Origin of the sequence: Streptomyces sp. NPDC016845, from assembly GCF_044332585.1 — a bacterium.
Taxonomy (GTDB): Bacteria; Actinomycetota; Actinomycetes; order Streptomycetales; family Streptomycetaceae; genus Streptomyces.
The window spans coordinates 205,404-218,535 of the sequence record NZ_JBIRPI010000012.1 but is presented as its reverse complement, the minus strand read 5'-3'; the positions used below and the strand labels follow the sequence as shown (position 1 = coordinate 218,535).

Annotated in this window: 12 protein-coding genes; 5 read left to right on the top strand and 7 right to left on the bottom strand. The window is 71.1% G+C overall.

All coding sequences use genetic code 11. From position 1 onward, the window contains the following. Nucleotides 1–161: 161 nt before the first annotated feature. From ACH4RC_RS26720 to ACH4RC_RS26710, 3 genes are all read right to left on the bottom strand, one after another. Nucleotides 162–734, bottom strand: coding sequence for an RICIN domain-containing protein (locus ACH4RC_RS26720; RefSeq protein WP_398205447.1), 573 nt, complete (start codon nt 732–734; stop codon nt 162–164). A gap of 91 nt (nt 735–825) precedes the next feature. Next, the gene (locus ACH4RC_RS26715) at nt 826–1,059 is read right to left on the bottom strand and encodes a DUF397 domain-containing protein (protein ID WP_398205445.1); all 234 of its coding nucleotides are present in this window, start codon (nt 1,057–1,059) and stop codon (nt 826–828) included. Further along, a complete protein-coding gene (locus tag ACH4RC_RS26710) occupies nt 1,052–1,846 on the bottom strand; it encodes a Scr1 family TA system antitoxin-like transcriptional regulator (protein ID WP_398205443.1) in 795 nt (264 codons plus the stop codon). The genes ACH4RC_RS26715 and ACH4RC_RS26710 overlap by 8 nt, the downstream gene beginning before the upstream one ends. A 125-nt stretch (nt 1,847–1,971) precedes the next feature. Here ACH4RC_RS26710 and ACH4RC_RS26705 point away from each other — a divergent pair, with 125 nt between their 5' ends. After that, nucleotides 1,972–2,202 carry a hypothetical protein gene (locus tag ACH4RC_RS26705; protein ID WP_398205441.1) on the top strand — a complete coding sequence of 77 codons (231 nt, stop codon included), beginning with the start codon at nt 1,972–1,974 and terminating at the stop codon, nt 2,200–2,202. Then, the gene (locus ACH4RC_RS26700; protein WP_398205440.1) at nt 2,202–2,525 is read left to right on the top strand and encodes a hypothetical protein; all 324 of its coding nucleotides are present in this window, start codon (nt 2,202–2,204) and stop codon (nt 2,523–2,525) included. The genes ACH4RC_RS26705 and ACH4RC_RS26700 overlap by 1 nt, the downstream gene beginning before the upstream one ends. Here the strand turns inward: ACH4RC_RS26700 and ACH4RC_RS26695 are convergent. From ACH4RC_RS26695 to ACH4RC_RS26685, 3 genes are all read right to left on the bottom strand, one after another. Then, nucleotides 2,488–3,282 (bottom strand): endonuclease I family protein, encoded by a 795-nt coding sequence (locus ACH4RC_RS26695; protein WP_398205438.1) that lies wholly within the window; start codon nt 3,280–3,282, stop codon nt 2,488–2,490. The two genes, ACH4RC_RS26700 and ACH4RC_RS26695, sit on opposite strands and share 38 nt — an antisense overlap. A gap of 145 nt (nt 3,283–3,427) precedes the next feature. Then, a complete protein-coding gene (locus tag ACH4RC_RS26690; protein ID WP_398205437.1) occupies nt 3,428–5,674 on the bottom strand; it encodes an ArnT family glycosyltransferase in 2,247 nt (748 codons plus the stop codon). Between the two features lie 95 nt (nt 5,675–5,769). Next, a complete protein-coding gene (locus ACH4RC_RS26685; RefSeq protein WP_398205435.1) occupies nt 5,770–6,204 on the bottom strand; it encodes a hypothetical protein in 435 nt (144 codons plus the stop codon). A gap of 260 nt (nt 6,205–6,464) precedes the next feature. Between ACH4RC_RS26685 and ACH4RC_RS26680 the strand changes: the two genes are divergently transcribed. The 3 genes from ACH4RC_RS26680 to ACH4RC_RS26670 all read left to right on the top strand — a co-directional run bounded on the left by ACH4RC_RS26680 (nt 6,465) and on the right by ACH4RC_RS26670 (nt 12,341). Next, nucleotides 6,465–10,226 (top strand): ABC transporter ATP-binding protein, encoded by a 3,762-nt coding sequence (locus tag ACH4RC_RS26680; protein WP_398205433.1) that lies wholly within the window; start codon nt 6,465–6,467, stop codon nt 10,224–10,226. 212 nt (nt 10,227–10,438) lie between these two features. Further along, nucleotides 10,439–10,807: a hypothetical protein gene (locus ACH4RC_RS26675; protein ID WP_398205470.1), complete on the top strand. Its 369-nt coding sequence runs from the start codon at nt 10,439–10,441 to the stop codon at nt 10,805–10,807. 115 nt (nt 10,808–10,922) lie between these two features. After that, nucleotides 10,923–12,341 (top strand): S28 family serine protease, encoded by a 1,419-nt coding sequence (locus ACH4RC_RS26670; protein ID WP_398205432.1) that lies wholly within the window; start codon nt 10,923–10,925, stop codon nt 12,339–12,341. Nucleotides 12,342–12,391: 50 nt separating this feature from the next. On the opposite strand, the gene ACH4RC_RS26665 is transcribed toward ACH4RC_RS26670, so the two are convergent. Beyond that, nucleotides 12,392–13,012 carry a hypothetical protein gene (locus ACH4RC_RS26665; protein ID WP_398205430.1) on the bottom strand — a complete coding sequence of 207 codons (621 nt, stop codon included), beginning with the start codon at nt 13,010–13,012 and terminating at the stop codon, nt 12,392–12,394. Between the last annotated feature and the right edge of the window lie 120 nt (nt 13,013–13,132).

The following is a 13,132-nucleotide window of genomic DNA, read 5'->3' as shown; positions in this document are numbered from 1 at the left end:
TGTGGGTTTTTATGTGGTTTCCTTTCCTTTTCTCTGTGGTGCCCCCTTTTCCCCTATTTTCCCCATATAACCCGGGGGGGGGGGGGGGTTGGGGGCCCCCGGGGGTGTGGTGGGGGGGGGGGGGTGGGGCCCCCCCCCCACGGGCCGGGGGCCGGGGTAGGTCAGGACGTGCCGGTGCTGGTGATGATCCAGTGCTGGCGGGCGTCGCCTCGGCAGGCCCACTGTTCGAGCGTGGGGTGCTCGTTGTGTGCGGCGCCGGTCTGGTCCATGCACTTGCCGTTGTTGTTGTTCACCAGGGCGACCTCCTCACCCTTGCCCGTCGGGACGCTGGTCCAGCGCGTGTCCTCGTACGCGGCGGTGCACGGGGCGCCCGCCAGCTGGTGGCCGTCCTCCTGGCTGTGCCGGATGTTGACCAGGCAACTGCCCGAAGCGACGTTCTTGAGCTGGAACCACTCACCCGCGATCGGGACGACCTGCCACTTCTGGTTGGCGCCGTCGTGATCGGGATACACCAGCACGGGCGCCCCGGTCGCGGGACTGCCGTGGTCCAGGTCCACCACCATGCCCGGGTCGGTGGCGGTGCGGATCACGACGGTCCCCTGGAGCGGGGGTGCGGCGGGTGCCTCTGCGGCGGTGGCTGCGGGCGTGGACAGGCCGGTGAACGCGAGTCCGGCCAGGGCCAGCGCGGTCAGAGTCGCCCTGCGGGCGGTGGACATGGCGGTAGCGGTAGCCATGGGTGCCTCCTCGTTGCGTACGACACCCCAGCGGTGCCGCAACGAGTCACCACCATTCGCGCTTCGCGGCGAGCGGAACAGGTAACTCCGCCTAAACCCGACGCAGTGGCCAGGTTCCGGTGCACTTGAGCGCGCTGATGAAGGCGGTCCAGTGCGGTGCGGAGATGAGCAGGGCGGGGCCCTCCGGGGTCTTGGAGTCGCGGACGGGGACGCCGGTGGGGTGGTGGTCCAGGACTTCGAGGCAGCTGCCGCCCTCATCGTTGCTGTAGGAGGACTTGCGCCAGTCCGAAAGCGTTCCTCGGGCAGGCACGGTTCGGTCAGTCATGATGCTCGTAGCTCCTTGCTGTCGACCTGAGTAGAGCCAGCGATTCCCTGAGCGGCAGCGCATTACCCAGGGCAAAATCGTAGCGATGCTGGAACTCCTGGACCACGGACGGGTTCTCATGGACCTTCCCAAGTCGCAGTGCCTCGCCGTAGGCCACGGGCGGCTGGTCCTCGAACCACATCAGCGTGAGCATGTTGCTCAGGAGCGGGTGATTGCCCAATGCGAAGGGCAGCACGTGTAGTTGGATCCGTCCGGACTCGGCGAGTCCGACCAGGTGATTGATTTGCTCGGCTATGACCTCTGGCCCGCCGATTCGGCGTCGTAGCACTGCCTCGTCCAGCAGCGCCCAAACTACGGGCCTCACCGGGTCGGCAAGGAGTTTTGCGCGCTCCAGGCGTGTGACAAGGCGCCTGTCACGTTCTTGTTCACTCAGTCGAGGGAACGGCGTGCACAGAACCGCACGCGCATACCCTTCCGTCTGCAAGATCCCCGGCACGAACGTCAAGGCGAACTCGCGGATTATCGTCGCTTGTTGTTCGAGCAGGAGGGCCGCCTCAAAGTACTCCGCGACCGCCAACTCCTCCTCCGGCAGGAAGGCGCTCAATACATCACCGGTGTTCAGAGCCCTGTCCAACCGTCGCGCGTCCTCCTTCGACGGCAACCGGCGGCCCGCCTCGATGTGCGCGATGTGCGAACGCGTCATCACGGCGGACACCGCCAGCTCCTGTTGCGTCAGACCCGCCGCTTCGCGCGCGGCCCGCAACCACTCCCCATAGGTGTTACTCATCGTCAGCTCCCATGTGACAGATGCTTTGTCACATCCGACCCTCTGGCGAGCCTAGCTTTCGTGGTCTCACTCTGTGAGCGGATCGCTACACAGCGATATTCGTGCACCGCGCAGGAGTTGTAGACGTGTTCAACCTCATCGCCCGCTTGGCCGAGCCGCTGTTCCGGCTCCTTCGGCCCGCCTCCGGGTGCCCCCGGTGTGCCGGGAACCCACCGCCCGCGCCACCACCCGGACTGCCCGGCGCACCGGTCGAGCCGGACCCGCCGCGTCGCCCGTCCCCGCACCTGGCTCCGCTGCGGGGGGAGGACTCCCGGCTCGTCCGGCCCTACGTCCTCGGGATCGAGGTGACCGCGTGATGTCCGGTCAGCCGCGGCTGCTGCCCTGGGACAACCTCGACGGCCACCCCTGCTACCTCGTCACCGACTCCAGCGGGACCAGTCATCTGTCCCGGGTCGCGGACGGCATCGAGGCTGTCCAGCTCGACATGGCCGAGGACCTGCTGGGTCATGCCGTCGACCTCATCGGCGACAGCAGCGCAACCGCGCCGCAACTCAGGTACCTGGCGGCGCGGTTGACGGAGTCGCTGCACGACGTGCACCGCGTCGCCCGCAGCCGGGGCGCGCGGCTCGCCGATGCCACGTCTACCAGATCGACTCGACCCACTCCGGGTGGTCGATGAACGGGTTGCGGTTGTGCTGGTACTTGTCGTAGATGGCCTGGTTGCGCTTCTCCTCGAAGGCGCTCGGCGGGTCCTCGTCGCTCCACTGCTTGAGGACGGAGAGCTTGCCCATGTAGGCGGCGCTGCCGTTGTTGACCTTCTCGTTGGGCTCCAGGTCGGCGAAGCCGTCGCCGCCGTCGTAGCGCACGGCCATGTAGAGGATCATGCGGGCCACGTCGCCCTTGTCCGCGTCGCGCGGCTCGAAGGAGTCTGAGTCGGTGAGGCTGCCGCCGCCGCCCGAGACGGTGCTGCCGCCGTTGTCGAAGTCCTTGTTGCCGCGGACGCTGTTGACCTGGACGTCGGCCGGGCGCAGGTGGTGCAGGTCGGTGCCGGGGCCCGTCGCCTCGCCGAAGTCGCCGTGGGACTTGGCCCACGTGTGCTCGCGGTTCCAGTCGCCGACGTCGCCGCCGTTGAGGGACTTGGCCCGTGAGACGCCGCTGTACAGCAGGATCACGTTGTTGCTGTTGTTCGGGTCCTGGTCGGTAGCCATCAGGGCGTTCCAGACAGCGGAGTACGAGATCTTCGTCTGGCTGCTGATGATCGTGTGCAGCGAGGACTTGAGGCTCGCGCCGGTCTTGCCGATCGCGTTCTTGTAGTACGTGGAGTCGTACGCGGTCGTGGTCGCCGCGGCCGGGCCCGCGGTGGCCATGGGGAGGGTGACGGCGGCGAGCAGGCCGGCGGCCGTCAGCGCGATGGTGCGTATGTGGGTTCCGGGCATGGGGGGTGTCCGTCCGTTCTACGCGGGTTGACTCGGTAGACCGGAGCGTGACATGAACACGTAGAGATTGGGTGAACGGGCGGCGTCGGTTGTGTGTCGGAAGCGGCCCCTGACAGCGCGTCAGGGGCCGTTTTCCGCACTGCTGTCAGCTCACGTCCGATGCGTCCAGCCGGTACAGCGACGCGGAGTCGGTCGAATCCGTATCCGTGGTGTCCGTCGACTTGTTGTACTCGCTCGCCTTCACCGCCGTGCCGTGCTTCTTCACCCAAGCGGTGACCTCGGACGACGCGTCGTTTCCGCCGCCCATGCCGCCACCGCCCATGCCGCCACCGCCCATGCCGCCGCCGAGCTGGATGTAGTGCAGTTCGCCCTTCTTCACCAGCTCCTTCAGCTTGGCGAGCGTCATCGCCTTGTCGCTGCCGGACCAGCCCCACATCGAGATGACCGGCTGTTTCGTGGCGACGATCATCTGTGCTGCGGACTGCGAACTCGACACTGCCAGCAGCCACTTGGCGCCGTCGCGGTGCTTCTCCAGGTAGGAGGTCAGCTGGCTGTCGGTGCCGCCGCCCATGCCGCCGCCCATACCGCCACCGCCCATGCCGCCCGTTCGGCCGTCTCCGGAGCCGCTCGGCGGGGTACCCGTCTCACCACCGCCGCCCGGCATCTGGCCCCCACCGGGGAAGCCGCCGCCGGACTGCCCGCCGGGCATCTCACCGCCGCCGGGCATCCCGCCACCGTCAGGCACCTCACCGCCACCAGGCGCCCCGCCCTGCTGAGCCCCCTCCTCGTTCCCCTGCTGCTGGCCACCGCCCGGGAATCCACCCCGGCCGCCCCCACCACCGGGCCCGCCCATGCCGCCGCTACCCGTTGTCGGACCCGCCGTCGGATTCGTTCCGCCCATGCCGCCCGCGCCGCCCGAGGACGACGGGACCGACCAGGCGTACGCCGCCGGGCCCGCGGCCGAGGCGACCACGGCCGCCGCGACGGACACCGCGAGGAGGCGCAGGCGGTGGCCCGAAGCCGTACGGAAGAGGAGCAGGCCCGCGATGGCCGCCGCCATGACCAGCGCGATCGCCGGCCACAGCCAGCCGTTCCAGTCGGAGGCGCGCCGCAGCAGCACGATCGCCCAGATCCCGGTGGCACCGAGTGCGACGGGCAGTACCCACGCCCAGCGCTTGTCGGCGCGGAAGGCGCGAAGGAGCATCAGGCCGCCGCCTCCGCACAGCGCCGCGATGCCGGGGGCGAGCGCCGTCGTGTAGTACGGGTGCATCGTGCCCTCGGCCATGGCGAAGGTCAGGTAGTGCAGGACCGTCCAGCCGCCCCAGAGGATGAGCGCGGCCCGGGGCTGGTCCGTGCGCGGGGCGCGGCCGCGCAGGACCAGGCCGCCGACGAGTGCGATGCCCGCGAAGGGGAGCAGCCAGGAGATCTGGCCGCCGAGCACGTCGTTGAAGAGGCGGCCGATGCCCGCCGTACCGGAGAAGCCGCCGCCGCCTCCACCGCCGCCTCCGTTGCCCTCACCGCCGAAGACGCGGCCGAGGCCGTTGTAGCCCATGATCAGGTCCCAGGCGGTGCCGTCCGTGGAGCCGCCGATGTACGGGCGCTCGGACGCGGGCACGAACGACACGGCCGTCGGCCACCAGAAACTGGCCACCGCCAGCGCGACCCCAGCGATCAACAGGTTCCGCACCCGGCGCCACAGGCCGGCCCGGGCCGCGTACAGGTATACGGCGAAGACAGCGGGCAGCGCGATGTAGCCCTGGAGCATCTTGGTGTTGAAGGCGAGCCCGAAACAGACCGCCGAGCCGATCAGCGGCAGCAGCCGGCCGTCGCGCGTGGCCCGCAGGGCCAGGGCGGCGCCCCCGACCATCAGCAGGACGAGCAGCGCGTCCGGGTTGTTGTCGCGGTTGATGGCGACCGTGATCGGGGTGAGCGCGAGGACCAGCGCGGCGATCGCCGCCGCGCCGTGGCCCCACACCCGCTTCACGGAGGAGTGCAGGATCCAGATCGTGCCGAGCGCCGCCGAGATGAGCGGCAGCATCATCTGCCACGTGCCGAAGCCGAAGATCCGGCAGGACAGGCCCATCACCATCAGGACGAACGGCGGCTTGTCCACGGTCATGAAGTTGCCCGCGTCCAGCGAGCCGAAGAACCACGCCTTCCAGCTCTCCGTGCCGCTGAGCACGGCCGCGCTGTAGAAGCTGTTGAGGCTGGAGGAGGAGAGGTTCCAGGAGTACAGGACCCCGGCCAGCGCGAGGATCGCGAGCAGCGCGGGCAGCGACCAGCGCGGGGCCCTGGCCGGGAGCGGAGCGGCCTCGGGCGGCTCAGGTGGCGGCCAACCGGACTGGTCGGGGGGCTGGGGCGCGGGGGAGTGGGGATCGGTGGCTGAGGTCACCGGACCACAGTGCCGGGGCGGTTTGGGTGCGCACTGTGGTCAACCTGAGGGTTGTCTGTGGATCGGCCCCGAACCCCAGCTCACCGCCGCGGCGTTCAGCTCAGTACGTCCCGCAGATGCCGCGCGTTCCTCACCGTCACCGTCGACCCCTTGCGCGCCGCCGGCTCCTCCACCTCCGGTATCGCCCCCTTCGCCCCGCAGCGCGAGGCGCACTCCGCGGCCAGGGCGAGCCACGCGCCCGCGCCACGGATCGGCGTATCGCGGAGCAGGGGCGGCAGCGCCGCCTCCAGGACCGACCGGACCGTCGCGTACGCGCCCGTCTCGGCCGCCGCCCGCAGCGCGGCGGCCGTACGGTCCGGGGTGCCGAGCCCCTTGCGCAGCCGCGCCTGCGACTGGCCCGCGAGGAGCCGGCTGTCCAGCTCGCCCTGCGCCGCGAGTACCAGCAGGGCGTCGACCGCCCGGTCGCTGTGGTCCAGGAGGCGCGCGATCTGCCAGTGCGTCGCGAAGCCCGCGGGCCCGCCGCACTCCACCAGGGCCGTGAGGATGTGGTCCCTGGTACACGACTGGGGCGAGGCCGCGGCCCCGCCCCGAACCCCGTACGGCGGACGCGTCCATGTATGCGTAGCTCCGCATAAGTACTGCCACACCCGGGACCCCGAGCCGCGCCACTGACAAGGGAGTTGACCTGCGATGACGCGGGCCGCCCGGTTGGATTGTTGCGGAGGGATGAAATCCGTATCCCCCTGTGTTGGCCCTTCGGCGGATCGGACGAGAGCGGAAGGTGCACGGCGTGGCGGAGAAACGGGGCTGGGCGCGCAGGCTCGCCGGGTACGCGTGGCGGTACCCCAAGGACGTGCTGCTCGCGCTCGGGGCCTCGCTCGGCGGGATGGCCGTCATGGCGCTCGTCCCGCTGATCACCAAGATCATCATCGATGACGGCATCGGGGATCATTCCCGGTCCATGGGGACCTGGGCCGGCGTGCTGATCGGCGCCGCCGTCGTCGTGTACGTGATGACCTACATCCGCCGGTACTACGGCGGGCGCCTCGCCCTCGACGTCCAGCACGACCTGCGCACCGAGATGTTCGGCACCATCACCCGGCTCGACGGGCGGCGCCAGGACGAGCTGTCCACCGGGCAGGTCGTCGGCCGCGCCACCAGCGACCTCCAGCTCATCCAGAGCCTGCTCTTCATGCTCCCGATGACCATCGGGAACGTCCTCCTGTTCGTCATCTCGCTCGTGATCATGGCGTGGCTGTCCCTGCCGCTCACCCTCGTCGCCCTCGCCGTCGCCCCCGCCCTCTGGCTCATCGCCAAGCGCAGCCGCTCCCGGCTGCACCCGGCGACCTGGTACGCGCAGGCGCAGGCCGCCGCCGTCGCCGGGGTCGTCGACGGCGCCGTCAGCGGCGTACGCGTCGTCAAGGGCTTCGGGCAGGAGAAGCAGGAGACCGGGAAGCTGCGCGAGGTCGGGCGGCGCCTGTTCGCCGGGCGCCTGCGCACCATCCGGCTGAACTCCAAGTTCACCCCCGCCCTCCAGGCCGTGCCCGCCCTCGGCCAGGTCGCCATGCTCGCCCTCGGCGGCTGGCTGGCCGTGCGCGGGCAGATCACGCTCGGCACGTTCGTCGCGTTCTCCTCCTACCTCGCCCAGCTCGTCGGCCCGGTCCGGATGCTCGCCATGGTGCTCACCGTGGGCCAGCAGGCACGCGCGGGCGCCGAGCGCGTCCTCGAACTCATCGACACCGAGCCCTCCCTCCAGGACGGCACGAAGGAACTGCCCGCCGACGCGCCCGCGACCGTCGAGTTCGACGACGTGGCCTTCGAGTACGCGGGCGGTGACCGCCCCGTCCTGAACGGCCTCTCCTTCGAGATCCGGGCGGGCGAGACCCTCGCCGTCGTCGGCTCCTCGGGCTCCGGGAAGTCCACCGTCTCGCTGCTGCTGCCGCGCTTCTACGACGTCACGCACGGCGCCGTCCTCATCGGCGGCCACGACGTGCGCGAGCTGACCCTGGACTCGCTGCGCGCCGCGATCGGCCTCGTCCCGGAGGACTCGTTCCTCTTCTCCGACACCGTGCGCGCCAACCTCGCCTACGGCGCCCCGGACGCCACCGACGAGCAGATCGAGGCGGCCGTGCGCGCGGCGCAGGCCGACCGGTTCATCGCCGAGCTGCCCGACGGCTACGACACCAAGGTCGGCGAGCACGGGCTCACCCTCTCCGGCGGCCAGCGCCAGCGCCTCGCGCTCGCCCGCGCCATCCTCACCGACCCGCGCCTCCTCGTCCTCGACGACGCCACCTCGGCCGTGGACGCGCGCGTGGAGCACGAGATCCACGAGGCGCTGCGCGGCGTCATGGCGGGCCGCACCACCCTCCTCATCGCCCACCGCCGCTCCACCCTCGGCCTCGCCGACCGCATCGCCGTCCTCGACGACGGCCGCCTCGCCGCCCTCGGCACCCATGAGGAGCTGGAGGCGGACTCGCCGCTCTACCGGCGCCTGCTCACCGACCCCGACGAGCTGGGCGGCGTATCGCCGGGCCACTCCCTGCCGGCCGCCGCCGAACAGCCCGAGGACACCTCCGTACGGGACGAGCTGGACGCCGAGTTCGACGCCGAGCGGGGCGTCACCCCCAGGCTGTGGACAGGCGACCGCGAGCCCAAGGACACCGCGCTGTCCGGGATGCCGGCCACACCCGGACTGCTCGCCCAGGTCGACGCCCTGCCGCCCGCCACCGACACCCCCAAGATCGACGAGGCGCGGGCCGTCACCCCCGAGAAGTCGTACGGGCTCCGCCGCCTCCTGCGCGGGTTCGGCAGGCCGCTGCTCGTCAGCCTCGCGCTCGTCGCCGTCGACGCGGGCGTGGGCCTGCTCCTCCCCGTCCTCATCCGGCACGGCATCGACGAAGGCGTCTCGCGGATGGCGCTCGGCGCCGTGTGGACCGCCGCCGCGCTCGCCCTCGTCGCCGTACTCGTGCAGTGGGCCGCGCAGATCGGCGAGACCCGGAAGACGGGACGCACCGGCGAACGGGTCCTCTACTCGCTCCGGCTCAAGATCTTCGCCCAGCTCCAGCGGCTCGGACTCGACTACTACGAGCGCGAGCTGACCGGCCGGATCATGACCCGGATGACCACGGACGTGGACGCGTTGTCGACGTTCCTGCAGACCGGGCTCGTCACCGCGTTCGTCTCCGTCGTCACGTTCTTCGGCATCATGGTCGCCCTGCTCGTCATCGACGTACAGCTCGCGCTCGTCGTCTTCGCGACGCTGCCGCCGCTGATCGTCGGCACGTTCTTCTTCCGCCGCTCCAGCGTCAAGGCGTACGAGCTGGCGCGCGAGCGCGTCTCCGTCGTCAACGCCGACCTCCAGGAGTCCGTCGCCGGGCTGCGGATCGTGCAGGCGTTCCGGCGCGAGAAGGACGGCGCGGAGCGGTTCGCCGCGGGCAGCCAGGCGTACCGCAAGGCCCGTATCCGCGGGCAGTGGCTGATCTCCGTCTACTTCCCGTTCGTGCAGCTCCTGTCGTCCGTCGCCGCGGCCGCCGTGCTGATGGTCGGTGCGCACCGGGTGGACGCGGGCACCCTCACGACCGGCGCGCTCGTCGCCTACCTCCTCTACATCGACCTGTTCTTCGCGCCCGTGCAGCAGCTGTCCCAGGTCTTCGACGGCTACCAGCAGGCCGCCGTCTCCCTCGGCCGCATCCAGGAGCTGCTGCGCGAGCCGACCTCGACGAAGAACCCGCGCGCGCCTCGCGACGTGCCGTCCCTGCGCGGCGAGATCGCCTTCGAGGACGTGGACTTCGCGTACGGGGCCGACGACGAAGCCGGCACCGGCGCCACCGGCGGTGTCAAGGGCGGGCCGGAGGCGGCCCTGCGCGACGTGCGCCTGCGCATCCCCGCCGGGCAGACCGTCGCCTTCGTCGGCGAGACCGGCGCGGGCAAGTCGACGCTGGTCAAGCTGGTCGCCCGGTTCTACGACCCGACCGGCGGCCGGGTCACCGTCGACGGCACCGACCTGCGCGACCTCGACCTCACCGCCTACCGACACCGGCTCGGCGTCGTCCCGCAGGAGGCATACCTCTTCCCGGGCACGGTCCGCGACGCCATCGCCTACGGACGGCCCGACGCGAGCGACGCGCAGGTCGAGGCGGCGGCGCGGGCGGTCGGCGCGCACGACATGATCGCCACCCTCGACGGCGGCTACCTGCACGAGGTCGCCGAACGCGGCCGCAACCTCTCCGCCGGGCAGCGCCAGCTCATCGCCCTGGCCCGGGCCGAACTCGTCGACCCGGACATCCTCCTGCTCGACGAGGCGACCGCCGCCCTCGACCTCGCCACGGAGGCCCAGGTCAACCAGGCCACCGACCGCATCGCGGGCAAGCGCACCACCCTCGTCGTCGCCCACCGCCTGACGACGGCGGCCCGCGCCGACCGGGTCGTGGTCATGGACCACGGCCGCGTCGCCGAGGACGGCACGCACGACGAGCTGCTCGCGCGGGGCGGGAAGTACGCCGCGCTGTGGCGGACCTTCATCGGGGAGGACGTCAGCGCGTCGGCGGCGTGAGGCCGGTACGGACCGGTGCGAGGGGTGCTGTGCAACCGTCCGGGCCGTCGCCCGCGTCCGTACATCAGTACGCTGATGCCGATGTGACGGGATGCGGCGAAACGTGTCTGGAGGGGACAGCGGTGCGAAGAGGTGACGACAGCGACATAGCGGACGGTGGCACAGCGGGCGCCGGCACAGCGAGCGCCGGCCGTACCCGCGGGCCCGGCCGGCTGCTGGTGCTCGCGCTGGCCGCGCTCGTCTCCGCCGCCCTGCTCGTCGTCGCCGGGCCCGGCACCGGCGGCGCGCACGCCGCCGCGCTCTGCGCCGGGCACAAGGTCCGCACCCTGTCGTTCGCCACCGGCAAGGCCGTCGTCTACCGCACCGGCGGCTACGTCTGCGCCGTCACCCTCGCCAAGCGCACCGGCGTCCGCCAGACCATGTCGGTCAGCGTCCAGGCCCGCGGCAGCCGCGCCGTCGTCGACCAGGGCCGCTTCACCCACCACGCGGGCCCGGTCACCGTCCACGCCGGACACCGCTGCGTACGGATCAAGGGCAAGGTCGGTACGAAATCGGTCGGTACGGGCTGGATCCTGTGCTGACCTGACCACCGTTCGCGCCCGAACGTCGTGCTGAGCGGACACCAAGTACCCCTGGTGGTACGCGAAACCCTCCGATAGTTTCCGGAGCGACCCGTGTAACTCCAGGGGAGGGTGTATGCGCAAAGCGCTCAGATGGCTGCTGTCGCTCGTGGTGCTCATAGGCACGGTGAGCGCGGCGGGAATGTCCACGGCGACCGCCGCGGCTCCGGCCGGTGCCGGGGCCGCCGCCGACAGCACCGACATCAAGGACCGGCTCCTCGCCGTACCCGGCATGAGCCTCGTCGAGGAGAAGCCGTACACCGGCTACCGCTACTTCGTCCTCAACTACACCCAGCCGGTCGACCACCGGCACCCGTCCAAGGGCACGTTCCAGCAGCGCATCACCGTGCTGCACAAGGACGTCAGCCGCCCGACGGTCATGTTCACCAGCGGCTACAACGTCTCCACGAACCCGAGCCGCAGCGAGCCGACCCGCATCGTCGACGGCAACCAGGTCTCGGTCGAGTACCGCTTCTTCACACCGTCCCGGCCGCAGCCCGCCGACTGGTCCAAGCTCGACATCTGGCAGGCCGCCAGCGACCAGCACCGCATCTACCAGGCGCTCAAGCGGGTCTACGGCCAGAACTGGCTGACGACCGGCGGCTCGAAGGGCGGCATGACCGCCACGTACTACGAGCGCTTCTACCCGCGCGACATGGACGGCGTCGTCGCCTACGTGGCCCCCAACGACGTCGTCAACGACGAGGACTCCGCCTACGACCGCTTCCTCGCGAACGTCGGCCCGGAGGACTGCCGCGTCGCCCTCCAGAAGGTGCAGCGCGAGACCCTCGTGCGCCGCACCGCACTGGAGAAGAAGTACAAGGAGTACCTCGCCGCCAACAACTACACCGTGAACACGGTGGGTTCGCTCGACAAGGCGTACGAGGCGACCGTCCTCGACCTCGTCTGGGGCTTCTGGCAGTACCAGCCCGAGTCGGCCTGCGCGGACGTCCCCGACGCCCGGACCGTCACCGACCAGGCGCTCTTCGACTACGTCGACACCGTCGGCGGCTGGTCCTCCTACGCCGACCAGGGCCTGGAGCAGTACACGCCGTACTACTACCAGGCGGGCACCCAGCTCGGCTCGCCCGACATCAAGCAGCCCTGGATCGGCAAGCTCTCCCGCTACGGCTACCAGCCGCCGCGCAACTTCGTCCCGAAGTCCATCCCGATGACGTTCCAGAAGCACGTCATGCGTGACGTCGACACGTGGGTGCGCCACCACGCCACCCGCATGCTGTACGTCTACGGCGACAACGACCCGTGGGGTGCGGAGCCCTTCCGCCTCGGCGCCGGTGCCCGCGACAGCTACGTCATGACGGCGCCGCACGCCAACCACGGCGCGAACGTCGCCGCTCTGAACGCCGACGACAAGGCGCTCGCCACCGAGCGGATCCTCGACTGGGCGGGCCTGTCCGGTACGACGGCCAAGGCGCCGCACGACGCCAAGCTCGACCGGGTGGACGGCGCGCGGGAGTTCAAGCTGCGCCCGTGACACCGGAGGAGTGAGGAGTGCGAAGGGGGCCGCATGAGCGGCCCCCTTCTTCATGTCCGCGTCGCGCACCCCACCATGTCCATCCCGCTGAGCGTCACGTAGAGGTCTGTCGTCGCGGGGCAGTCGATGCGGTCCGGCACCGAGGAGCGGACGCGGAACTCCGGCGCGTGCTCGCCCGAGCCGTCGCAGGCGGTCTCCCGGACCTGCCCCCGCCCCGTGGAGTACACGCAGTCGCCGACGATCGTGCGGGGTCCGCCGCCCGCCCCCGGGTCGCCGGGGTGCGGCGGCCGGAGGTTGCGCATGCAGGCGTAGCCGCGGGTGACCTTGCCGTCGCCGTTCTCGTCGGCGTCGTGCCCGTCCGGCGTCGCGTGGGTCTCGCTGATGTGCAGGACGAAGTCGGTGCGGGCGGGGCAGGCCGGGCCGTTCGCGGTGCTGCCCTCGTGCCGCGCGGTCACCCGCGCGACGGCACCCCTGTCGGCGCACCCCACCTCGCCGAACCCGGTGGACCCCCGCGCGCCGCATTCGCCGGCCGCGAGGAAGACCGCCGCGGCGCCGGACGGGGACGCCTTCTCGGGCGGATCGTCGTCCGAACCGGTCAGGGCCTGGCACCCGACCAGCGCGAACGCGAGGAACGGCGCCGCACACACCGCCCCCACCGTCCGCGCGTCCATGGCAGCCCCCCGAGACACCCGTCCAGCGTGGCCCGTGGACCGGGCACACGCCAGACGCGCGGGGCGCTTTGCGACGTTCAGGGGCGGTGCGTCCCAGGTGCGCCGTACACCCCTGTACGC